General features: G+C 35.0%; 14 protein-coding genes. 6 read left to right on the plus strand and 8 right to left on the minus strand.

Annotated features, from left to right (window positions below; all coding sequences use genetic code 11):
* Positions 1–270 precede the first annotated feature (270 nt).
* The 8 genes from EMN46_RS12090 to EMN46_RS12125 form a co-directional block, all read right to left on the minus strand.
* Positions 271–1,671, minus strand: coding sequence for an alpha-amylase family glycosyl hydrolase (locus EMN46_RS12090; protein ID WP_195715255.1), 1,401 nt, complete (start codon positions 1,669–1,671; stop codon positions 271–273).
* Between the two features lie 178 nt (positions 1,672–1,849).
* Positions 1,850–3,502 carry an alpha-amylase family glycosyl hydrolase gene (locus EMN46_RS12095; protein ID WP_154201072.1) on the minus strand — a complete coding sequence of 551 codons (1,653 nt, stop codon included), beginning with the start codon at positions 3,500–3,502 and terminating at the stop codon, positions 1,850–1,852.
* Positions 3,502–5,901 (minus strand): TIM-barrel domain-containing protein, encoded by a 2,400-nt coding sequence (locus EMN46_RS12100; RefSeq protein WP_154201073.1) that lies wholly within the window; start codon positions 5,899–5,901, stop codon positions 3,502–3,504. Before EMN46_RS12100 ends, EMN46_RS12095 begins: the two co-directional genes overlap by 1 nt.
* Before the next feature lie 328 nt (positions 5,902–6,229).
* Entirely contained in the window at positions 6,230–8,092 is a 1,863-nt protein-coding gene (locus EMN46_RS12105) for a glycoside hydrolase family 13 protein (RefSeq protein ID WP_154201074.1), read from the minus strand.
* A gap of 126 nt (positions 8,093–8,218) precedes the next feature.
* The gene (locus tag EMN46_RS12110) at positions 8,219–10,537 is read right to left on the minus strand and encodes a glycoside hydrolase family 65 protein (protein ID WP_154201075.1); all 2,319 of its coding nucleotides are present in this window, start codon (positions 10,535–10,537) and stop codon (positions 8,219–8,221) included.
* A gap of 93 nt (positions 10,538–10,630) precedes the next feature.
* Positions 10,631–11,290, minus strand: a complete 660-nt coding sequence (gene pgmB / locus EMN46_RS12115; protein ID WP_154201076.1) for a beta-phosphoglucomutase — start codon at positions 11,288–11,290, stop codon at positions 10,631–10,633.
* 12 nt (positions 11,291–11,302) lie between these two features.
* The gene (locus EMN46_RS12120) at positions 11,303–12,700 is read right to left on the minus strand and encodes an MFS transporter (RefSeq protein WP_154201077.1); all 1,398 of its coding nucleotides are present in this window, start codon (positions 12,698–12,700) and stop codon (positions 11,303–11,305) included.
* Between the two features lie 773 nt (positions 12,701–13,473).
* Positions 13,474–14,487: a LacI family DNA-binding transcriptional regulator gene (locus EMN46_RS12125; protein ID WP_154201078.1), complete on the minus strand. Its 1,014-nt coding sequence runs from the start codon at positions 14,485–14,487 to the stop codon at positions 13,474–13,476.
* A gap of 583 nt (positions 14,488–15,070) precedes the next feature.
* Between EMN46_RS12125 and EMN46_RS12130 the strand changes: the two genes are divergently transcribed.
* From EMN46_RS12130 to EMN46_RS12155, 6 genes are all read left to right on the plus strand, one after another.
* On the plus strand, positions 15,071–18,043 hold the full coding sequence (locus tag EMN46_RS12130) for a TonB-dependent receptor (protein WP_154201079.1): 2,973 nt from the start codon (positions 15,071–15,073) through the stop codon (positions 18,041–18,043).
* Between the two features lie 19 nt (positions 18,044–18,062).
* Positions 18,063–19,628, plus strand: coding sequence for a RagB/SusD family nutrient uptake outer membrane protein (locus EMN46_RS12135; RefSeq protein ID WP_154201080.1), 1,566 nt, complete (start codon positions 18,063–18,065; stop codon positions 19,626–19,628).
* 19 nt (positions 19,629–19,647) lie between these two features.
* Positions 19,648–20,736 carry a SusE domain-containing protein gene (locus EMN46_RS12140; RefSeq protein ID WP_154201081.1) on the plus strand — a complete coding sequence of 363 codons (1,089 nt, stop codon included), beginning with the start codon at positions 19,648–19,650 and terminating at the stop codon, positions 20,734–20,736.
* Positions 20,737–20,739: 3 nt separating this feature from the next.
* Positions 20,740–22,482 carry a SusF/SusE family outer membrane protein gene (locus tag EMN46_RS12145; protein ID WP_154201082.1) on the plus strand — a complete coding sequence of 581 codons (1,743 nt, stop codon included), beginning with the start codon at positions 20,740–20,742 and terminating at the stop codon, positions 22,480–22,482.
* Positions 22,483–22,592: 110 nt separating this feature from the next.
* A complete protein-coding gene (locus EMN46_RS12150; RefSeq protein ID WP_154201083.1) occupies positions 22,593–26,261 on the plus strand; it encodes an alpha-amylase family glycosyl hydrolase in 3,669 nt (1,222 codons plus the stop codon).
* Positions 26,262–26,463: 202 nt separating this feature from the next.
* Positions 26,464–26,907, plus strand: a complete 444-nt coding sequence (locus EMN46_RS12155) for a thioredoxin family protein (RefSeq protein WP_154201084.1) — start codon at positions 26,464–26,466, stop codon at positions 26,905–26,907.
* The last annotated feature ends 13 nt before the right edge of the window (positions 26,908–26,920 follow it).

Here is a 26,920-nt window from a genome sequence, read left to right on the forward strand (position 1 = left end):
ATAAATTTCAAGTATTCCTGATTCAAAATAACATCAGAAAAAAACATTCCCATTTAATCGACAGAGACTTTCTACAAAATACTGTATTACATACAACTGAAAGACACAACAGGTACTACTACTATCGTAATTGAATTTGTTCTCACTCAGCTTGATGATATTATTTTATTGAATAAAAAGACCTTTACAAAAAAACAAATACAAAAAAGCCACTCTCCCAAGAGAATGGCTTTTTGAGGGATACTCACGTTCCGTAAAACGAAAGGTATATTATTTTATAAATATGCGATATTCCCAAGGTTTCATGTCAACATCAAACTTAGAAGCAAGCTTTTGTTTCTTACCATCCTTATAGCAAGTATAATTACCTGCATTAGCATCCATATCAAGCGTAGCTTTAACAGGCTCTTTGCTTAAATTCAAAATCACAACAACTTTGTTTCCTTCTGCCTCACGCGAGAAAGCAAAAACCTTCTCATTTTGATCTGAATTGATACGAACAAGCTTTCCACCTTTTACGCCATTCTGTAATGCTTTATTATTCTTTTTTAGGCTAATTAAATCCTTATAAAAAGAAGCCATTTCCATATTAGACCAATCAATTTCGTCCTTTTCAAAGAATTTCAATCGCTTATTCAAACCAGCTTCTTGTCCACTATAAATTAAGGGCATACCTGGCATAGTGAAAGTTAAGGCTGCAAATGCTTTAGCTCCTTCGCCCATTCGCTCTGCTACAGTACCATTCCATGAATTTTCATCGTGGTTTGAAGTAAAATTCATGATATACGAATCAGCAGGAAATACAGTGTCAATCTTGGTAAAGAAAGATTCCATATCGTTGGCATTTTTTTCTCCTTTTGCAACATCGTTCATAATATGGTGGAAATCCCATCCATATCCCATATCAAAAGCTTTTTCTAATAGTTCGGGACCACCATCTTCGGCCAACATAAAAACGGGTTTCACAGCATCTAACTCTTTACGAGCTTCTTCCCAAAAATCGGTTGGTACCATTCCTGCAACATCACAACGGAATCCGTCAACATCTGCATTCTCGATCCAATATTTCAAAGAACCAATCATATACTTACGCATATCTTGATTATCGTAGTTCAAATCAGCTGTATCAGTCCAATCTGTTCCCTTGGGAATTATAATCTCACCTTTTTCATTCTGAGTGTACCAATCTTTGTGATCAGCCATAAGAACATTATCCCAACCTGTATGATTTGCTACCCAGTCGAGAATCACTTTCATTCCCATATCGTGAGCTGTATTCACCAAGTTCTTCAAATCATCCATTGTTCCAAACTCAGGATTCACTGCACGGTAATCTGCCACAGCATAATAAGATCCCATACTTCCTTTTCGGTTCTTTTCAGAAATAGGAAAAACCGGCATTAACCAAAGAATATCCACACCCATTTCCTTTAAACGAGGCATGTTTTTTGCAAAGGCATTAATGGTTCCTTCTGGTGTATACTGGCGAATGTTTACCTCATAAATATTGGCATTACGTGTCCAATCTAAATGCATATCGGCTGTGGTAGCACAACATGTTTTTTTATCCTTTGAGCAAGCTTCTGTCTTTGTCTTTGGTGTACTTTGACAAGACATAAATAAACTTGCCATTAAAATTAGGCTAAGTGTTGAATTGATTAATCTTTTCATGTTTATATATTTAATATTTCCTTTTAATTTTGAGTTTATGAAGATTCTAAAACCACCTTCCCCTCGTTTTCTCGGGTACTCCTCCTTAAAAAGGGGGAGAAATCTTATTCGCGTAAGGAGTAAAATGTCTCAACTGAACATGTTATTTTTAAGCCCCTTTAGGGGTTTGGGGTAATAATTACAATACCTCCAATAAAACAATATCGAAATCGGTGTCCAAAACAACTGCAGAATCTTTCACCTTAACGGTTTTACCAGAATAAGCATCTCTTAATTGTGTTCCTTCGTCAAAACCGAGTACAGGAATCTCCTTCTCACCTTTTTCTAAATCTAATGCGACAACAACGTAATCTGAATAGTTTCCCTGAACAAAGCTTCTACTAAAGACATAAGGTTTTTCTGATATCATTTTATGGATTCCAGCTCCCACTGCTGGATGATTTCTACGGAATTGTCCCAGTTTTTGCCAGTGAGCCAAAACAGCTTGCGTTTGTTCGTCGCTATTTACGTCTTCCCAATTCATACACGTTCGCAAGTTCGCATCGCCAACTGCGCCTTCTACTAATAAAGGACGAGCTGTTTCATCGCCATAATATACCTGAGATGTACCTGGACAAAGCAACAATTTAGTTGCCGATTCCATCGTTTTCTCTCTCTTCCTATCGAAAGGAGAACCATCATCATGCGAAGTCAAGTAATTTAACACGCCATAACCTTTTAAATCCCCATGAAGAAGATTTGAATACTTAGAAAATAAAGTTTCATAATCGGATTGAGCATTATATTTGAACTCAAAATTGATCATATCAGTAAAACCATTGGCATAATAATTCACCTTTCTATCACCAAAATCGTAAGCAAATTTATTGCTGATATTGTAATTGTAAACTTCAGCAACCGAATAGAATCCGTTATTATCCAACACTTTTTCGGGATTGTTTTTCTTCCACAGAGCAAAAGCATATTCACACTCTTTTCTGAAATCAGCCCAAACCGATTCTTCGGTATGTTTTACCGTATCGGAACGGTAACCATCAATTCCAAACTCAATAATGTAATCGCACAGCCATTTAATTATATGATATTTTGGTGTGCGAGGATATCCTGTACGAGCAAAAAATGCGTCCAATTCTTTCATTTCCTGATCGTATCGACCTTCTGCTTTCCATTTTTCAGCCAAAATTGCTGGAATACTAACTTCTTTTGTACTTTCCGTTTTTACATCGGGTAAATTCGCAACCAGAGTACACTCTATTGTATTCTTGTAGTTATCGTACGTACATTGAGGTCCAGTTCTTACCCAATCCGCATCCCAAACTGGATCTTTATCCGTAACTGGTCCTGTGTGATTAATTACCGCATCCATTACAATACGAATACCATTGGCATGAGCTGTTTCAACCAACTCACGAAGATCTTCCATCGATCCAAAGTTTGGATCAAGAGCAGTCCAATCTTTTGCCCAATAACCATGATAAGCATAAGTGTTACCTGTACCTTCATCAACTGAACCATGAATTTGCTCTGTAACTGGTGTAAACCAGATGGCATTTATTCCTAAATTGGTAAAGTAGCCATCCTTTATTTTTGCCGTAATTCCTCTAATATCTCCACCTTCGAATCCTCGCAATTTGCCCGTTGGCAATTCACGTTCGAAATTGACATCGTTATCCGTCGTTCCATTGTTAAACCGATCTGTTAAAAGGAAATACAAATTTGCTCCCTCCCACACAAATGCTTTATCTTTTGGTGCTACTTTCTTATCAAGCGTTTGACATGATGATAAAAAGAGTAACACAATTGCAAAAATGCTGAATTTAAGAATCTTCATTATTTCGCTAGTTTAATAGTAAGTGAATAGTTTTCATCAGAAACATGACCTTTAAAAGTTAACTGCTTCAAATTGGCATCCCAATTAAAATCAATGACTTTCTTACCTTCAATAACTTCTTTGGGCTTTCTCGCTATATTGTGAATCGTCCAATTAATTGTTTTATCAAGTGACTGATAATGGTTCCCTTTTTCAGTATCCACGTCAATCGTTATTCGATTTTTCATTTGTTTCGATGAAAATGATAACAGCTCAAACATGCCTTTGTCAAAAGCTTTCGGTGTCTCACCATTATCGTTATATAATTTTTCTTTCGAAGTTTTCACTGACTGATCGTAATAGAAATGCATATCGAAATCTTTTAGGGAGTAGGATTGCGTATTTCTCATTCCTCGTAACATGGGGATGAAAGAACCACCTCTCACAAAAACAGGAATATGATCTTCAGCAGTCGCAATAGAATAAGTCTGACCACCCTCGTATTTTTTATCTGATACAAAATCGAACCAAACAGAACCTTTAGGCATATAAACATCTTTCTTTTTCAATCCTGCATCGGTAATCGTCGATACTAAAAAAGCATCTCCCCACATGTACGTATCAGAGACATTCAACAAATCTTTATTATCCTGCTCTTCGAAAAATAGAGGTCGCATTAAAGGCAAACCTGTTTGATTATTTTCAAATACCAAACTATAATTATAAGGCATCAGTTTATATCTCAATTCTATTGATTTTTTAGCCAAAGCTTTGGTTTTAGGTTCACGAAATACAGGTTCCGACGGAACAGCTTCTTGTGCATGTGGTCTAAAAATGGGTTGAAAAACACCATATTGCAACCAACGTGTATACAATTCATCATCTAGATTATCTCCTGCAAATCCACCCAAATCGGAATGCATATAAGAAATGCCTTGTAAGCCCATTTGTAATGAAATCTCAGTTTGAGGTTTTAATCCATCCCAACTTCGGCTTACATCTCCAGACCATGGAATCATACCATATCGTTGCGATCCTACGGCTCCAGCTCTCATCAAAATAAATGGTCGCTGATTGGCTAAATCCTTATCGTATCCTTCTTTTATCAGTTTAGCCCAATAGTGTCCATAAATATTATGAACTTCGTCAGCCGATCCGTTAACATGTTGCAATTCGGATGGATGCACTTCTGGTTCTCCTAAATCGCCCCACCAACCAGCAACACCCATATTGGCAAGATCTTTATAGATATTCCAATACCAATCTATTGCTTTAGGTTTAAAGACATCAATCAAGCCCGTATTCCCAAAATAGAAATCGTAGGTGAATGGTTTTCCTGCTTTATCTGTTCCTAATACCTTATTATCAACAGCCTCTTGCCATCTTTTCGAAGTCGTTAATATGAAAGGCTCTGTAATCAAAATAGTTTTCACGCCTTTTGCATCCAAATCAGCAATCATCTTTTTAGGATTTGGAAACGAATCCCGATAGAAAGCCAAATTTCCCATTTCGCCTTTCATCTCTTTACCGAACCAAAATAAATCGAGAATAATCGCATCAACAGGTATCGAATCGTTCAAAAATTGATCGATTGTCTCTTCTGTTTGCTTTTGAGAATGATAGCCAAATCGACTGGAAAAATTACCCAAAGCCCAACGTGGAAGCATTGGCTGACGACCTGTTAAAGCCGTAAAATTGTAAGTAAATTCCTCCCATGTATCAGCTGCAATCACCTGATAAACTTTACGCCCACTAATGGTTTCGTAACGCAAGGTATTTGTATGCTTACTATCCAAATCTAAATGACCAATTGGAGCATTATCAAAATTGATGGCATATTTTTTTGATGAAATGACAAGAGGCATGGTATAGTTCATCAACTCCGAATGGGTTCCATAACCATAGTCAGCACGATTGTAAAGATTCAGTCGGTATCCTCTGCGGTTCATACCCAAAACTCGAGCTCCACCTCCAAATAACACTTCATCTTTTTCTATTGAGAAATCTATATTCTCAGTACTATCCGTTTTGATATAACCTTCTTTCTCTGATACCAATTCATTACCCTTAAAGGTATAATCGATATCGAAAGGCGACTTTGTAATATGAACAACAAGACCTTTAGTCTTAAAAGTTAAAGTATTCTTCTTAACAGACAGTTTTCCCAAATTTGCTGTAGGCTTAAGAATAACAGCGTGTGATTCTTTATCAAACTTTTCTCCCTTAGGAATAAAGGCTGTTTCTACAATATTTTGATTGTAAAACTTAATCTGATATTGACCATCATTGGTATTTACTAGCAAGTGCTCACTCGTTAATTCATGACTCTTATAAATACGTTCTGAATTTTGAGCAAAAATGATTCCCGATAAAAACAGTAGTAAAACGAGAACTTGTATTTTCTTAAAGAGATTGTTCATTTTATTAAATAGATTCTTAAAATTAACTTTTTAATATTCAACCCATTCTGGGTTGCAATTTGTTATTTTGTTACACCGTGGGATACTCCCACGGTTATTTAAATTTAAGCCTTTCAGGCTTTTATAATAAAATGGGAACTCACAACAAATTATAAATAGGAAACTCTTTCTCATTTATATTTTATAGTATCAAGTCCATAAATTGAGTATGATATCAAACCACCTCCCCCTCGTTCCTCGGGTACTCCTCCTTATCCAAGGAGGAGAATTTATTGGACGTTTAAAATATTTCTCCTTTAGATAATTAACTTATTACCAAATCATCAAATTAATACAGTTCTAAAATTGTTACTGATTTAGCAGGCACTTCAATGCTGCTAATATCATTTAGCTTCTCATCAGTCATTATATTTTTAGCCGATGTAAATCCCGCCATCACTTCGTCGAACCTCTTACAATCTACAGTTTTAGAAGACTCATCACTATTATTCAAAAGAACCATAATCATCTTTTCCTCATTCGATCTAAAATAGACATAAACTTCATTTTCTGGTGCGAAATGTTTGAGTTTACCGGTATGCAATACAGGATTGTTTTTACGATAATTTAATAGTTTCTTCTGAAAATTAAAGGCTTCATTTTCAAGATCAGTTCTACCTTCTTTTGTAAAAGCATTTCTCGCATCAACTTCCCAACCTCCAGGAAAATCAATACGCATTACACCATCACCATCAGACTTACGCCCTTGCATCATAATTTCACCACCATAATATAGCTGAGGAATACCACGAGTTGTTAATAAAAAGGCCAATGACATTTTAAATTTATTGATGTCGCCATTCATTATTGACATCACTCTATCGGTATCGTGATTCTCTAAAAAGGTGAACAAGTTATCTCTATCTGGATAAAAATAATCTGCAGCCAAAGAATTGTACAAGCGGATCAAACCTTCGTTCCAACTCTCCTTTTCATTAAATGCCTTAAGCGTAGCATCCATCAACGGAAAATCCATTACACATGGTAAGCCTGATTCATAGCCATCATTATTAATCGCACCTTTTTGCCAGTAAGCAATATCGGCTGACGAAGACAACCATGTTTCCCCAACAATATTAAAATTAGGATATTCATCCATAATTAAATTACAATACTCAGCCATTGCTTCCGTATCGTTATAAGGATAAGTGTCAATACGAACACCACCTAAATCGGCAAACTCGATCCACCAAATGGTATTTTGAGCCAAATAAGTTAATAACAAATCGTTTTTCTGATTCAAATCTGCCATTGAAGTATCAAACCAACCATCAAAATTTCTTCGGTAATCAACATCCGACACATAAGGATCGTTGGTTGTCGTTTTACAGTGATTTGAATTGGTAAACTCCGGAAAAATATGAATCCAATCTTTTGTGGGTAAATCTTTCACCATCCAATGCTCCGATGCTGCATGATTGGTTACAATATCAATAATCAATTTAATACCACGTTTTTTTGCTTCGGCAGACAAACGAGCATAATCGTCGTTTGTTCCATAACGTGCATCAATCTTGTAATAGTCTGATATGGCATAACCGTGATAAGATACTTTAGGCATATTATCCTCCATCAATGGTGTACTCCAAAGGGCTGTAATGCCTAAATCTTGCAAATAATCTAGATGATTAATAATACCTTGAATATCGCCACCATGACGACCATCTGGATTTTCTCTATCTAATTTATCCTCCATTCCATCAACTGAATCATTGTCTGGATTTCCGTTTGAGAAACGGTCGGGCATAAGTAAATAAAGGACATCAGACGTATCAAAACCTTTTCGATTGGCAGAACCTGATCTTCTTTCTTTTAATTCGTACTTATAATTTGCTTTCGTTTTACCATTATCGGTAAAAAGCAGATCGAAAGTTCCAGCTTTCGCTGATTTATCAATCAATAGATTAATAAATAAGTAGTTTGGATTATCTGTTCCTATAATTCTTTCAACAGAAACGCCAGGGTAATCAATTGCAACTTTACAATCAGAAATATTCTTTCCATGAACCATGACTTGTAAATTGGGATTGGTCATGTTTGTCCACCAAAACATCGGTTCAACATGATCTAATTTTATTTTTCCTGCAAAGGAGTAACCGCTAAACAAAGACATAAGGCTAAGAGCTATAAAAATGGATTTTAGTTTGGTCATGTTCAAGTTTATATATTCTGTAAAATCAGAAACTTATTAATACTTAAGCTGCTAATAAAGTTAAATAATAAAACATTGGCTTGCTTAATTTGTTTATAAGACAAACTAAACAAGCCAATATCACAATTAGAAATTTGCATTTTCTACCACTAAACTACTACTTTTCTCAATTTTATATTCGTCATCAGATATAAAGATTGAAACCGTTTCGCCTTCTTTATTTATCACACCAACTTCTTCAGCTGAAACATAAATATCAAGCAAATTGCCACGGAATAAAACTTTAAAAGAATATGATTTCCATTTTTCAGGAATAAGAGGTTTTAGGCTAAGCTGTCCATTAATTACACGCATTCCTCCAAAACCTTCAACAATAGACATCCATGTACCGGCCATACTTGTAATATGTAGGCCTTCATGTGCTTCACTATTATAATCATCAAGATCTAATCGAGATGTTCTCAAATACATTTCATATGCACTATCGATATCACCAATTTTACATGCTAAAATTGAGTGAATACATGGCGACAATGATGACTCATGAACAGTTCTTGGCTCATAGAAATTATAATTTTTCTTAATAGTTTCCATGTCATAATTCTCCTCAAACAAGTAAACACCTTGTAATACATCGGCTTGTTTGATGAAACATGAACGAAGGATTCTATCCCAAGACCAAGTTTGATTAATAGGACGAGATTGAGGATCCAAATCGGAAGCCATCAATTGCTCCTTGTCCATGAAACCATCTTGCTGCATAAATACACCTGTTTCCTCATCCATAGGAAAATGCATATTCTCAGTTATTTCCGTCCATCTTGCTGTTTCTACATCAAAATCGAAGTTCAAATCTTTGATAATTTCTTCGTAACGTTTAGGATTACTTTCTTTCACGTATTTGAAAGCCTCCTGAGTATATGACATACACCAGCAAGCAATAGTATTCGTATACCAGTTGTTGTTGACGTTATTCTCATACTCGTTTGGTCCAGTAACGCCAAGCATTACATATTTCTTTTTCGCAGCAGAATAAGTTATTCTTTGGCTCCAAAAACGTGAAATACCAACTAAAACATCTAATCCATATTCAGCTAAATATGCCTTATCATTGGTGTGACGGATATAATTATAAATGGCAAAAGCAATGGCTCCATTACGATGAATTTCTTCAAAAGTAATTTCCCACTCGTTATGACATTCCTCTCCATTCATGGTAACCATTGGATAAAGAGCAGCACCATTATTAAACCCTAATTTCTCAGCATTTTCAATCGCTTTCTGCAATTGTTTATGACGATAAATCAACAAATTACGAGTTACCTCAGGGCGAGAAGTACTCAAATAAAAAGGCACACAATAAGCTTCGGTATCCCAGTAAGTAGATCCACCATATTTTTCCCCTGTAAAACCTTTAGGTCCAATATTTAAACGCTCATCCTCACCTGTATAGGTTTGATTCAATTGAAATATATTAAAACGAATAGCTTGTTGTGCTGCAACATCACCTTCGATTACAATATCAGAGATAGACCATTTTTCTGCCCAAGCAGCAACATGCTCTTCCAATAAAGCTTCGTAACCTTTTTCTAAGGCTGCAGATGATACCTTAGCAGCATTACAACTAAGCTCTTTACTACTATGATTTAATGAACTTAAAACGCCAACGTATTTATAAAAGCTTATCTCCTCACCCTGCTTAATTTCTAATTCAACGGTATTCGCAACATATTTATCTTTCTCTACAAGGTCAGCATTGGTTGTAACATCTTGTCCATTCTTTAAAACCTTATAACGCATATTCATACAAACCTGGAAATCAAGTTTTTTAGTACGAACAGAGATATAAGCTTCACCATCAATAGATTTTGCGTTTAAGACATCCCAAAATTTCTCATCGTAATTCGAATCTTCGTTTTTAACATCCGCATCGATATAAGAATTGAAACTTATTTTACCATCGAAATTTAGCGCAGTAACAGAATAACGAATCACACCAAGCTCTGAAGTTACTAGACTTAAAAATCTTTTGGCTTCAATTCTCACTTGATTTTCATTAGCTAATGTTGCCACAAAAGAACGTAGCAAAACGCCCTCTTTCATGTTTAGAGTTCGAACAAAGTCGCTCACCTTACATTTAGCTAAATCTAACTCTTCTCCGTTTATATTAACGTCAATACCAATCCAATTTGGCGCATTAAGCACCTTTGCAAAATATTCAGGGTAACCGTTTTTCCACCAACCAACTCTGGTTTTATCAGGATAATAAACGCCCGCAATATAGGTTCCTTGTAGAGTCTCTCCGGAATAATGTTCTTCGAACATAGCTCGATGCCCCATATTTCCATTACCAAGACTAAATATACTTTCAGATGATCGGTGATTTTCAGGCTTGAATCCTTCTTCAATTATACACCACTCATCATGCTTTAAATACTCGTTCATATGACTTCAAATTAAGATTACAGCGCCCATATTCTTTTGGAAACCGATAGTAATCTGCTACTTAATATTGCGAATAAACAATCGTTTATTTCACTACTTATCTAAACCCTTTTTCAGTGTTTCAAAAGTAAATCCTTCAAATCCAGGAACTACAAAATTAGCTTTACCTAAAACTTTAGGTGAACCTATACCAACACATCTCATGCCTCCATTAATAGCAGCTTCCACACCAGCTTCTGCATCTTCGAACACAACACAATTTTCTGGTTTAAAACCTACAAGCTCTGCTCCCTTTAAGAATACTTCAGGATCTGGTTTGGCTTTACTTACATGAGTACCATCAACTATGGCATCAAAATATGAAGTCAGCTTTAATTGTTTAAGAATGAGCATAGCATTCTTACTTGCCGACCCCAAAGCGATCTTAACACCATTCTCTTTAAGATTTTCAAAAAGATCCTTCACTCCAGGAAGAATTTCGTCTGGTGTCATTTTTAGAATATATTCTAAATATTCCTCGTTTTTTTTAGCAGCCATCTTAAGTAGAGTTTCATCATCAAGATCAACGCCTCCAATCTCCATTAAAATGTCAAGCGAACGCATACGGCTAACACCCTTTAAACGCTCATTATCTTCCTTCGTAAAGTTGAAGCCTAATCCTTTAGCTAAACTTTTCCAAGCTATATAGTGGTATTTTGCTGTATCAACTACAACACCATCTAAATCAAAAATACATGCACTTATCTTTTCCATCTCCAAAAAATATTAATTAACCGCTTTGTTCTGCTTAACAAAAGCAACCGAAATTGCACCTAACAACATCGAAACTCCTGCAATCACCATAATATAGATTGCTTCTCCTGCAAAAAAGTATCTTAATATTTCACCAGCAACAATACCACTAATAATTTGTGGACCTGCTATTGTGAAATTAAAAATCCCCATATAAACACCCATCTTATCTGGTGGCAATGAATCTGATAAAATGGAATAGGGCATGGCTAAAATAGCAGCCCATGCAATTCCAACACCAGCCATAGGAAATAACCATAAAGCGGCACTCGAAGGAATATCAACCACTGTTATTAACAAGTTTAAATGGATTAAATCACCACCACTAAAGAGGTAAGTAGATAAAAATCCTACACCACCTAAAAACAATGCAAAAGAATAAATAATTTTTCTACCAAATTTATTAGCAAGTCGAGTCATAAAGATTGAAAAGACTGCAGCAAATAAGCTATAACCACCAAACAATATTCCAACCCAGTCACCAGCATCTTGAAAAGCCTCTGATTTCACATCTGTAATAGGACATCCCCATGAATGTTGTGCTAAAGCATAGGTCGTATAAACCCACATCAGATAAAGAGAAAACCAAGAGAAAAACTGAACAACCGATAATTGCATCATAGTCTTTGGCGTATTTTTCAAAAGATCAATAAAACCGCGTAAACTACCACTTTCTTTTTTTCCTTTCAATTCAACTTCCAACCCTTTATACTCAGCATATTCTTTTGGTGGGTATTCTTTAGTACGGAAAACTGTCCAAATTACAGATAACAACAACATACCTCCTCCAATATAGAAAGACCATATTACCGATGAAGGGACACCTCCATCAGGATCAACATTACTAACTCCAAGAACATTTGTCATTACAAATGGTAAAATAGATCCAAGTACAGCTCCTGTATTAATTAAGAAACTTTGTATAGAATATCCAGCATTTCTTTGATCTTCTGAAGTCATATCTGCGACAAGCGCTCTAAACGGTTGCATGGTGATATTGAAAGAACCATCCATTAAGGCAAACATTATTGCACCAAATACAAGGGGCGGCATAATTTTAACGGCAAGACCTGCATTGGGCATAAAAAACATAGCCAAAGCTGCAATAATAGCACCACCTAAGATGTAAGGACCTCTACGTCCAAAACGATTCCATGTGCGGTCACTTGCTCCTCCAATAATTGGTTGAACAATTAATCCCATAACGGGTGCTGCCAACCAAAACAAGGGCAATTGATGCAAATCAGCTCCTAAACTAGATAATACACGACTTACGTTTGCTCCTTGTAGAGCAAAGCCCATCTGTATTCCTAAGAATCCGAAACTTACATTCCAGATCTGCCAAAAATTTAAACGAGGTTGTTTATTCATTAGATTTTCATTTTGTATCCTAAGACGCATTTTAAAATTGAATGAGACATTCTCTTCTTAAAAGCTATCAAAAAGGGCAACAGTTTTTCAAAAAAATATCAGTGAGATTGGAACACATGAAAGATTAAAAATCAATATGTGCTAAACTATAAATACAAGAAACCAATCCCAATTAAACATAGCTTTCACTAGATTTTGAGATCAATAATTTAAGGAAGTAATTAAAATATAGTCGGAATAGAAGTTTCCTTCTGGTTTCAAATTTAAATTAAATTTCACAGAATATCAAAAACACAAGGAAACTACAAATGCAAAAATGCCTATGAACATTGAGACACATCGCATTTCAAACGGTTGCGGAGAAATTAAAAAAAAAGTGAAAAAAACTTTTTCTGAGCTCTCAAATAATCAATATTCCATCAGGTACTGGGCAAAAGTTATCGATATCAGTTATCAAATGAATTCTATTGAAGAAAAGTATTCATATAATTATTTTCCTTCTATTTGCCACGATGTTTCGGGCTTGGAAATTAGGATCCCGATATTTATAGAGGAAAATTATAGCAATTAAAAAAAAACAGTGCTCCAACCGACTAAAATTCGCCAATTTTCAATATAATTAGTAATAAAACTGTTTATTAATAAGGAGAAGGCATACGTTACAAGATTGATTACAAAAACAGTTATAGACATCGAATAAATAGAAAGCAAAAAAAAGTCTCTACTACACTTTTGTGTTAATAGAGACCTTATTCAATCTTTTATAAATAATTTTATTTCGTGGACTCTCGAACGACCAATGATGTTTTTACAACACGAGTAACAGGTTCATAATCCATGTTTCCTCCGCTAATTCTTTCAAGTAGCAGTTCTGTGGCTTTCAAACCAACTTCATGCCCATGCTGTTCCAAAGTTGTTAAGGCAGGATCCGTCACTCTAGACACTATCCCATCCGTAAAACCAATAATTGAAATATCTTCAGGAACACGCAAGCCTGCTTTTTTAACTACTGATAAAGCTCCAGCAGCAGTTAATTCATTTACAGCAAATATGGCATCGGGAAGCTCAGGTAAAGTCAACAAACTAGGAACTAATTCCTTTGCTTCATCAAAGTTATCACACTTAATAACTAAACTTTCATCAAAAGGTAACTTATTCTTATGTAAAGCCTGACTATATCCCTTTAATCTATTCTGTCCTAAAAGCAAATGCTGAGGTGCTGACAAATGCGCTATACGTTTACATCCTGTATCTATAAGGTATTGAACAGCAGAAAAAGCACCAGCAAAATCATCAACAATCACATTATCCGAAGAAAGTTCATTACAAATACGATCAAAAAAGACAATAGGTATTCCATTTCTTCTCAGCTCTCTAAAATGATCCAAATCCTGGGTTTCTTTTGACATAGATACCAAAACACCTTCAACACGGCTAGATAATAAGGCTTGTGTATTATCAAGCTCACGCATGTAAGATTCGTTTGATTGAAAAATCATCACATTGTAACCAGATACATGAGCAATTTTTTCAATACCGCTAATGACTGATGAGAAGAAATGATGAACGATTTCAGGAATAATAACCCCTATTACATTACTCTTACTGCTTCTTAAACTTAAGGCAACCGCATTGGGTTTATAGTGCCATGCCTTTGCCAAGGCATTAACTGCTTCTTTTGTTTTCACACTTATATCAGGATGATCTTTTAGAGCTCTTGATACTGTTGAAGCCGATATGCCTAATTCTTTCGCAATATCTTTAATTGTGACCTGTCCACTTCTCATACATTATAATATAATACCACAATTAACATAGCTTAAAATACTAATAATCTTAAACATATAAGTGTAGATGATAATTAATAAAAATCTCCCTAAATGTAAATATAGTAATAAATCAATTACGTTCTTAATCTTTTTTTTGAGCTTCATTATTTTGTCAAATCTACTTTGAACAAAGCACCAATTTATTAGAATAAGATTGCCACTAATTTGTTAAAATGTGTTAACTTAAACCATCATATAGACACATTGCTATATTTAAATATCAAACGTTTGCGGTGACGTTTGCGACGATTTTAAACTTATTAGTTACTAATCTATTATCTGAATAAATTGACAATATTTAACTTTATACTTATTAAACATTAAGAACAACTTACGATTTAGTTGATTACTAGCTTATAACAAGGAAGATTCATAGTCGGAAACATTGAGTTCAATATTTATAAACTTAGTAACTAAATCAAAAACAGTGATAATATGTATAAGTGCAAATTTAGACTTATAATGGAAACGTTATAAAGCTGATTCAATCTTAAATATTTATCATTAAATCTAACTTCTTATTTATCTTAAATTTACATTTATGAAACTTAACATTAGTATGTTCAGAAAGCTGCTTCTCTTGTTGGTTATGGTATGTTCAATTACCCTAACCCAAGCACAAGAAAAAGTAGTCGCTGGTACAGTTACCGATGCAAACGATGGCATGGGAATACCCGGTGTTTCCGTAGTTGTTAAAGGAACAACAATGGGAACAAGTACTGACATTGATGGAAAATTTTCTATCACTGCAAATACGGGTTCTACTTTAGTTTTTTCTTTTATTGGCTATAAAGGTCAAGAAATACTTATTGGTGATCAAACTAACCTAAACATTATTTTAAGCGCTGACGTCGAAAACCTTTCCGAAGTAATGGTAATTGGTTATGGTCAAGTAAGAAAAGATGATGCTACGGGAGCAGTCTTTTCGGTAAAAGCTGATGACTTTAATCAAGGGTCAACTAGTTCACCTCAAGATTTAATTGTTGGTAAAGTTGCCGGTGTACAAATCATTAGTGATGGTGGTGCTCCAGGTGCAGGATCAACAATCCGTATTCGTGGAGGTTCTTCAATGTCTGCAAGCAACGATCCATTAATTGTAATTGACGGTATGCCTTTAGATAACAAAGGTATTGATGGAATGAGTAACGTTTTAAGTTCATTAAACCCTAACGACATTGCGTCATTTACTGTTTTGAAGGATGCGTCGGCAACAGCTATATACGGTTCACGTGCCTCTAATGGTGTTATCCTTATAACAACTAAAAAAGGTAAAGCTGGTCAAAAAATACAAGTTACCTATGATAATAAATTCTCTATAGGTAAAATTAAAGAAACTGTAGATGTTTTAAATGCTGATGAATTTAGAACTCTAGTTAATGAGAGGGCTGTAAACAACTCTTCAGTTAACCCAGCTTTAATGGGTAAAGCATCAACTGATTGGCAAGATGAAATTTACAGAGATGCATCAGGTCATGAGCATAATGTTGGCGTTTCAGGTTCTTTCAAAAATATTCCATTTAGAGTTTCTGCAGGTTACACTAATCAAAAAGGTATTTTGCGTACTTCTGAAATGGAAAGAACTACAGGAACCTTAAATGTTAACCCAAGCTTTTTAGATGATCATCTAAAAGTTAATTTGGGTGTAAAATACATGATGATTGAAAATCAATTTGCTGATAAAGCAGCTATTGGAAATGCTTTACGCATGGATCCAACACAATCTGTTTTTAACAAATCTGGAATTTACGGCGGTTATACCACATGGTTAATGGGTGATGGTTCTAGAAATGTAAATGCAACACGTAATCCTGTTGCTCAATTGCAACAAAAAGATGACAACTCTGAGGTATCAAGAGTGATTGCAGATTTCCAAGCCGATTATAAATTACATTTTCTTCCTGATTTAAAAGTAAGTATGAAATTAGGATACGACTACTCTGATAGTGATGGGAATGTTGATACTGATCTAGATGCCTCATGGGTAAGAGCATCTTCAACAGGCGTAAAAAGAGATTATACTCAAGAAAAGAAGAATGAATTAATCGATTTCTACCTAACTTACGACAAAGCACTACCATCGTTAAGTAGTAAGATAAATGTAATGGCAGGTTACGAATGGCAACACTTCTGGTCTAAATCTTCAGCTTTAGAAGTTGATCGAAATAATGACCAGATTGAAGATTCAAAAAATGAAACAGAAAATTATCTAGTTTCTTTCTTTGGTAGAGCCAATTACACATTTATGGATAAATATATTCTTACAGCCACTTTACGTCAAGATGGTTCTTCAAGATTCCATGAAGACAACAGATGGGGTGCTTTTCCTTCTGCAGCTTTTGCTTGGAGAATGAGTGAAGAAGCTTTCGTTAAAGATATTGAAGCAATTAGTAGCCTTAAAGTTCGATTAGGTTATGGTATTACAGGTCAACAAGAACTTAACAGTGGTGACTACCCTTATATGGGTCTTTATAGACTAAGTGATTCAAGAACTCAATACCAGTTTGGAGATCAATTTTACACCCTTATTAGACCTGATGGATATGACGAAGGTTTAGAATGGGAAAAAACAACAACCTATAATGCTGGTATAGACTTTGGATTCTTAAATAACAGAATTACGGGTACAGTAGATGTGTACAAACGTAAGACTGAAGATCTATTAAATACAATCCCAGTACCTGCTGGAACTAACTTTACAGACAGACTGTTGACAAATGTTGGTGACTTGGAAAATAATGGTTTTGAATTCTCTATCAATGGTATTCTTATAGATAAAGACGATTTGTATTGGGAAGTTGGATTTAACCTAGCTTATAACAAAAACGAAATTACTCGTTTGACAAACTATGAAGATCCTAATTACAAAGGTGTAGAAACTGGTGATATTAGTGGTGTTGGTGTTGGAAATACAATTCAGATCAATGCTGTAGGTCACCCTCTTAATACTTTCTATGTATACGAGCAAGTTTATAATGCTAGCGGCAAACCTATTGAAGGACTTTACGTAGACAGAAATAAAGATGGTCAAATCACTTCAGACGATAAATATTATGCTGAAGATCCTGCTCAAGATTATAATATGGGATTCTCATCTTACATCAAGTATAAGAATTTCGATTTTGGGTTTAATGGTAGAATTGGAGTCGGCGGACAGATATACAACAATGTTATTGTAGGTGGTCGTTACCAAGAGATGACAGTAAATGAATATTTGACAAACATGCCTTCTGAAATTAATAAATCAAAATTTGAGACTGCACAACAATATTCTGATTATTTTCTTCAGGACGCATCATTCTTGAGAATAGATAATATTACTCTTGGATATAACTTCACGAAACTATTAAAACCACTTTTAGGTTTTGATATGAACGCAAGAGCATTTGCAACAGTTCAAAATGCATTTGTATTAACTGATTATGACGGATTAGATCCTGAAGTTAACGGTGGTATTGACAATGATGTATATCCAAGACCAAGAACATTCTTGTTTGGATTAAACGTGAAATTTTAATTGATAAATGTGATTTATTATGGATAAGAAATATTTTAAAACAAATTATATCATGATAGCATTTGCATTATTATTTGCATGTGTGTCTTGTGTTAATGATTTGGATACGGAACCTCTTGACGAGGATATAAAAACAGCAGAAAATGTCCTGACTGATGCTAATTCGTATAAACAACTTTTAGCTAAATGTTATGCAGGACTTGTTTTAGGAGGTCAAACAGCTGTTGATGGAGATCCTGATATCAGTAGTATTGATGGTGGTTTTTCATCTTATTTAAGATTATTGTGGAATCACCAAGAACTACCAACAGATGAAGCTATATGTGCTTGGAATGACGGTAATTTAAGAGATTTACATGATCAAGACTGGGACAGTTCAAATGAATTCGTTACAGCCATGTATTACAGAATAACACTTCAAATTACGTACTGTAATAATTTGATTAAACTAACCGAAGATAAACCAGAGTACAAAGCCTTTAGTAATGAAGCTAGAGCTCTAAGAGCTTTAAGTTATTATCACATGTTAGATATGTTTGGTCGTGGTCCTTTTGTAACAGAAGACGATGAAATAGGTTCTTTTTTCTTCCCTGAAATGGCTACTCAGCAAGAATTATTTGACTATATAGAATCAGAATTAACAACAATTGAAACTGATTTAGTTGATCCAGGAACAAATGAATATGGTAGAGCTGATAAAGGTTTAGCATGGGCAATTTTAGCAAAGCTGTATTTAAATGCAGAAGTTTATATTGGTACGCCTAAATTCACCGAAGCAATAACTTATTCTAACAAAATTATTAATGGTGGATATTCTTTAGAGTCAAATTATGCTAATTTATTCTTAGCAGATAATAATTTGAGAACTAATGAAATTATTTTTCCAATTGCATCGGATGGAAACAATACTCAAACTTGGGGTGGTATGACATTTATAATACACTCTACAGTAGGAGGCGATATGCCAGCTGTTGAATCCGGAATTGACGGAGGTTGGGGTGGTAATAGAACCACTAAGGCTTTTGTAAACCTTTTTCCAGATGCTACAGGAACAGACAGCAGAGGCATGTTCTTCACAGAAGGTCAAAATCTAGAAATAGCAGATATTTTCAACTTTAAAGATGGTTATGCATTACGTAAGTTTAAAAATATCACTTCTACTGGCGCTGCTGGATTAAATACATCATTCCCTGATACAGATTTTCCTCTTTACAGATTAGCTGATTTTTATTTAACGTATGCTGAGGCTGTTCTTCGTGGAGGAGCTGGTGGTGACATAGCTACTGCAGTTGGATACATCAATGAATTACGAGAAAGAGCTTATGGTGATGCTTCTGGTGACATTACAGCATCAGACTTAGACTTAGATTTTATTCTTGATGAAAGAGGTCGCGAATTATATTGGGAGTGTCAAAGAAGAACAGATCTTGTTCGTTTTGGAAAACTTACAGGTTCAGATTACGTTTGGCCTTGGAAAGGTGCTGTTGCTGATGGAACAAGTACAAATGAACTATATAATGTATTCCCTATCCCATCGTCAGATATAAATGCAAATCCAAATCTGTCGAATATCTCAGGTTATTAATCGATTTTAAAAATACGTTATGAAAAATATAAAATACATATTCATATTACTTCTCGCAGTAAGTTTCTTTTCTTGCGACGACGATGATGATGTGAAATTAGATGAAACAGAGTATACAGCAGCTTCCGATATTGCGGGGTTTGGTGAGACTTTGGCTATATCAAAAGCTACAAAAACTGAAACTATTGATATTTCATACACACCTGCATATTACGGTGTAGATCTTGTTGTTACACATAAACTTCAATTTTCAACTACAGCTGAATTTTCTAATTCTGTCACTTTTGATGTTGATGCTGCTGATAACACTTTTTCATTTACTGTAGGAGCTCTTAACGAGCTTCTAACAGAAAAACTATTACTTCCCGTAGATGAAGAAGCTACTGTTTATGCAAGAATTGTAACATCTTCACTAGACGGCGTTGAAACTTTGTATTCATCAGTAATTGATTTTAATACAACACCATACCTAGATATTCTTTTTGCTCCTGAAACATTCTACCTTTTTGGTGATGGTGTAGGACGCGTAGCTCAGAATAATAAGCTTAAATTCATCAAAGTTCATAGCGAAGACGTTGTTTGGACTACAGTATGGATGGAAGCTACTGGAAGCTTTAAACTTTGTTCCGATGCTGATTATAAAGGTGTCATTGGAAGAATTGGTGAAGCAATTAGCGGCGAATATACATTGGGAACAGCTGACGACAGAGGAATAGATATACCTGTACCTGGAACAGCTGGATATTATACTATTGGTATTGATTTAGCAAATAATAAGATGATAATTGAAGCTGCTAACATTTACGTTTGTGGTCCTACTATCGGCGAAGTTTGGCCTACTGAATCAGTTGTAGATGAGAACAAATTCTTATTAGATGCAGATAATAAAACAATGTATTTAACTAAAGAGTTTGCAGCTGGTGAACTAAGACTTCACATAACTCACCCATACATTTCTGCAACAGACTGGTGGCATGCTGAATTCATATTCCTTGATGGAGTAATTGAATACAGAGCTGATGGTGATGATCAAGAAAGATTTAGCATGGGTGCAGGAGAACAGACTATAGTGCTTGACTTTATTAATCAAACAGGTAAAATTGAATAAAAAATGAAAAATATTAAATATTTATTTATATCTCTATTGGCTGTTTTTTTTATCGCCTGTGACGACGATTTTGATACGCCAAGTGTAACTGAGCCCGTTCAAGGAACGGCTCCAGTTCTTGAGGGACTAACCGAAGAAATCGATTTAGTTCTTGAAAAGAAGAATGAAGGAAATGCTATAGTCAACTTAAATTGGACGGATGCAACATATGCTGACCCTATCGGAGTTAGATACTATGTTCAGATTGATACTATAGGTAATGAATTTAAAGCGCCTTTAGAATTTGATCGTGTTAATGACATAACTACTACAATTACTGTAGGTGATCTAAACACTTTGATATCTAGCAGATATGCACCTGCAAAAATGGTAGAGCTTGAAGCAAGAATTAGAGCTTTTGCTAACGAAGATCTTAATAGCTTATATTCTTCTTCATTTACAATGAAAGTAACACCTTATCTTGATGTAAAAATCCCTACTGAATTGTATATTTATGGTACAGCTACTGCTTCAGAAGTGGTAGCAGATGCCCTAATGGCTTACGGTAAAGACAATGTGTTTACTAAATATTTGAAGCTTACTAAAGATGCTTCATTCAAGTTTTCAGATATGCAATCGAGCGATGGTTTTGATTATAACTTCGGTAAATTTGCTACTATTTCTGAAAATATTGAAGCTGCAGGTGATGATGAAGGAAACTTCAAATTTACAGGTGAAACAGGATGGTATGCTGTTACTGCAGATTTTGTAAACAGTAGTTTATCTATCGCAGCTTATGAAAGTTATGTTAGCGACTATCCTAATATATATTTAGTGGGTAGCCTTACACCTTCAGCAGCTGGAACTGACTATGGTTGGGATCCTTCTCAAGCAGCTGAATTTACTCGAGAATCTGAAGGTGTTTATTCTTTAGAATATACTATTCCTGATGGAGCTAGCTTTAAATTTATTAATCAGCAAAATTGGGACGGTTTAGATTGGGCTGATGCTGATGGTGAAGGTAACTCTGGAGTTATTGCACCAAAAGGTGTGAACACTAATATCGCTTTTGATGGTGGTGATGCCGAATATACTATTACATTGGATCTTAACAAAGGAACATATTCAATTATAGCAGCACCTATCTATCCTTCTGTAGTGTATATTAATGGTAGTTTTGTAACAGATTGGAACTGGAGTGATGATGCCATTTTAGAAATGATTCCTGTTCATAGTAACCCACACCTTTTCTGGAAAATTGCTTGGTTTGATGCTGATTCTCAAATAAAATTTAATTCGAATAAAGCTTGGGACGGTGGTGATTTTGGAAAAACAGGTGATGCCGATGCTGATGGAATATTTACTAAAGGTGGAGATAATACACCAACTGGAACTGAAGGTTACAAAATGGTTGTTGTCAATCTTTTAACTAATACCATTCAAGTAACCGATCCTGTTATATATGCTCAAGGATCTGCTTTTGGAAATTGGGACGGTGGACAATTCTTGTTTACTACAGATGTAACAGATGCAAAAATTCTTGTTTCTCCTGCAACTGTGGCAGATGACAATGCAAGAATGTATGTAACTGCTACTACTTTAACTAATGAAAGTGGTACATCAGTAGATTGGTGGCAAGCAGAGTTCAGTGTATTATCTGGAGAAATTGCTTACCGTGGAACGGGTAATGATTTACCTGCAGCTCCTATAACTACAGGACAAGTAGTTAAATTAAATTTCAGTACTGAAACCGGAACATTTGAATAATAACTCTATAAATATTAAATCACGGGAACTTAGGTTCCCGTGATTTTTTTTTAATAATAATTCATAACTTACCAATAAGGTCTTAAGATCATCACGAAAAGAAACTAACTATGAAAAAATTATACATATATCTCCTTTCTTTTCTCCTATTGATCCCATCGATAGGAATTGGACAAATTACTACAGTCCCCGAATTTCCGAATGTCGATTCAGAAATCACAATTACTTTCGACTCTTCTAAAGAGTCCAGTTTAGACTATTTTACTGGCGATTTATATGCCCACACCGGCGTTTTTATCGAAGGAAGTACATCATGGCAGCATGTTATTGGTGATTGGGGAGACAATACAGCTCAACCTCAATTAACCAACAATAACGATGGAACTTATACCCTTATTATTACACCCAATATTACCGACTACTATTCAATTACAAATGGCGAAGTTGTAACTGATTTAGCACTTGTTCTTCGCTCATCAGACGGAACCAAACAAACTGCTGATTTAAGCATTCCTATTTACCAAGAGGGACTCAATGTAAGTTTCACAACACCAACTGATGGTCAAGTTGTTGCACTCAACGAAACTTTAAACATTGAGGTTAAAGCATCTGAAAATGAAACTTTAACACTATACATCGATGGTGAACTAGAAACAACAAATAACCTCTCTGAAATAAGTGCTGAAATAACGCCTACCGAAGCTGGTTATCATAAATTGGTGGCTGTTGCAGGTACAGGAACCAAAGAAGCTAGAGATACCATTCAATTTTATGTTCGTGCCAATACACCAACAGTAACAAAGCCTAATAATATTAAAGATGGTATTAACTATATAAACGACACCAGTGTTACTTTATCGATATATGCTCCTAATAAAGATTATATTTTTGTAATTGGTGACTTTAACGATTGGGAATTAAACAATAACTATCTAATGAATCAGGATGGTGATTATTTTTGGATTACTCTTGATAATCTTACGGCAGGAAAAGAATACATTTTCCAGTACCTAATCGATGGAGATATCAGAATTGCTGATCCTTATGCAGATAAAATTCTCGACCCATGGAATGATTCATATATTTCGGATAGTACTTATCCCGACTTAATCTCCTACCCTTCTGATAAAACAACTGAAATAGCCAGTGTTTTTCAAACAGCACAAACAGCCTATACTTGGTCCGATTCGGAATTTACCTCTCCTAAGAAAGAAGATTTAGTCGTTTACGAATTGCATATACGCGATTTCACCGATGCAGGAAACATAAAAACAGTAAAAGACACCCTAGATTATCTAGAACGATTGGGCGTAAATGCCATAGAATTAATGCCATTTAACGAATTTGAAGGAAATAGTTCATGGGGATACAATCCATCCTTTTATTTTGCTCCTGATAAAGCATACGGAACAAAAGCTGATTATAAAGATTTTATTGCTGAATGCCACAGCCGAGGAATTGCTGTTTTTATGGATATGGTTTTAAATCATTCCTACGGACAATCTCCTTTTTTACGCATGTATTTTGATGGTACAAACCCAACAGAAAACAATCCATGGTACAATGTTACAAGTAATTTTAGTAATCCTGATGCACAATGGGGATACGATTTTAATCACGAAAGTGAACAAACCCAAAATTTAGTCGACAGCATTAATTCCTACTGGATGAGCGAATATCATATAGATGGTTTCCGATTCGATTTTACCAAAGGGTTTTCGAACACAGCATACGGCGCATCTTCTTGGGGTAGTGCTTACGATGCCGATAGAATTGCCATCCTAAAAAGAATGAGCGACGAAATTTGGGCTCGAAAAAGTGATGCCGTTGTTATTTTTGAACATCTCTCAGATAATAATGAGGAAACCGAATTGGCTAATCATGGAATTCTAATGTGGGGAAATGCAAACTACACTTATAGTCAAGCTACTATGGGATATGATGATTCCGATCTAAGTTGGACTTCCTGGCATGAAAGAGGTTGGGACGAATCCAATATTGTCAACTACATGGAAAGTCACGATGAAGAACGTATGATGTATCGTAACCTTACCTATGGCGATTCTCAAGATGATTACGATGTAACAGACCTGAGTACTGCTCTATCGAGAGTTGAAGCTGCTGGAGCCATATTCTTTAGTACTCCTGGTCCTAAAATGATTTGGCAATTTGAAGAATTGGGCTATGATATTTCCATTGACTACAACGACCGAGTAGGCGAAAAACCAACTCATTGGGAATACCAATATATGCCAAACAGAAAAAGACTTTATGACGTATTTTCTGCTTTAATTAATCTAAAAAAAGAAGAAATAGCTTTTGAATCAGAAGATTTCACACTAGTAACTAGTACAGCACTCAAGAGAATTGAAATTAATCATTCTGATATGGATGTACGTGTAATTGCCAATTTCGATCTTGAGAATGGAAATATTGATCCAAACTTCAGTCAAACTGGAACTTGGTACGATTACTTTAGCGGTGAAGAACTCACAATTACGGATAAAAATGCAGAAATAGAACTTGAGGCTGGAGAATATCACATTTATACCACCAAACAACTAACAACGCCTGATGTTGCAACAGCTCCTGTTGCCAGCAAGGTTAGTGTTAGCGGTGTTTATAAGGAAAATGAGATCTTAACAGCCACTTACACTTACACCGATGCAAATGATGATTTGGAAGGTGGTTCAATTTACCAATGGTACAGAGCAGATGATGCTGAAGGAAAAAATGAAACGACGATTACCGATGCAAATCAATTATCATATACTTTAGGTGCAGATGATAGAAATAAATTTATTCGATTTTCTATTACACCCGTAGCCCTAACAGGTGATTTTTTAACCGGAGAGATTGTATATAGTGCTTACTCCGAAGAGATTATTTCTCTTGTGAATCCTCCTGTTGCCAGTGACTTAAGTATAAGTGGTAATTTCACCGAAGATGAAATCCTCACTGCAAACTATACATATTTTGATATGGAAAGTGATACTGAAGGAAACTCTATTTTTCAATGGTATAGAGCAGAAGATGCTGAAGGATCAAATGAAGAAGCTATACAATCAGCAACCAATATAAACTATACCTTAAGTTCAGATGATCGCTACAAATTTATTCGTTTCTCAGTAACTCCAATAGCTCAAACTGGTGATTTATTAACCGGAGATATTGTATATAGTCCTTATACTACTTCAATTGTTTCACTTGCGAATCCTCCAGTTGCAAGTAATTTAGCAATTAATGGTGAACTTATACAAGATGCCATGTTAACAGCCTCATACATATACACCGATACTGAAGGAGATTTGGAAGACAGCCCTATTATACAATGGTATGTTGCAGATGATGAATCAGGAACTAACGAAACAGCTATAGCAGGAGCCACTTCTCGTGAATATACAATTTCTCGTGAGGATGTGGGCAGGTACATACGATTCTCCGTAACTCCAATTGCTAAAAGTGGAGATTTACTAACTGGTTCTAAAGTTTATTCTAGCTACACACAAGAAATTGGATATGCCACAGGCATTGAGGACGTGTTAGATGAAGAACTTAGAATATATCCAAATCCTGTTCAAGATTTACTTTATCTGGATAACCTTAACCAGGTTAAACAAATTAATATCTATAATTTAACAGGGAGAATGATTTTACATAAAAACACACCTGATGCTAATGAAGTTTTAAATATCAGACATTTAAATCAAGGTATTTATATCCTCATACTCGACCTTGAAGATGGTAGTCGATTAACAAAAAAAATAATTAAGCAGTAATTAAATTTTCATATAATTGGACCATCCCACTTAACTCGAGTTAAGTGGGATTCTTTATTAAAAAACAATTGAAATATAAATTAAAACAATAAGATCTTAAATTATTTATATATTTTAACAACTTATTTAGATAATTAGATACATTATTAGTTACATTTGTTTATAAACACAATATTTATTCTATCATATTGAACACATACCGATGAATTATAAAACAATTTTATTGAGCATTTTTCTAGTATTAGCCAGCTTCTCCAATGGATTTTCTCAAACAAATCAACTTGAGCAAGCGGCACAATTAGCTAAACAAGAAAACAAACTGATATTTATGAACTTCTCAGGTTCTGACTGGTGTCATGGCTGCATAATTCTAAAACAAACAATATTAAATACTCCAGAATTTGAATCATTTGCAAAGGATAATTTGATTATGCTCGATGTTGATTTTCCAAGAATGAAAAGAAACAGACTGAGTAAAAAACAAGTGCAATACAATGAAAAACTAGCAGAGAAATATAATAAGGAAGGCCAATTCCCTACGATTATCATTTTAGATTCTGATCTTAATATTATAGCGAAAACAGGCTATAAACAATTAAGTCCAGCTGAATATGTAAATCACATAAAAACATTGATTGAAAAATAAGATGATTAGAAAT

Origin of the sequence: Ancylomarina sp. 16SWW S1-10-2 (genome assembly GCF_009669305.1) — a bacterium.
Classification (GTDB): domain Bacteria; phylum Bacteroidota; class Bacteroidia; order Bacteroidales; family Marinifilaceae; genus Ancylomarina.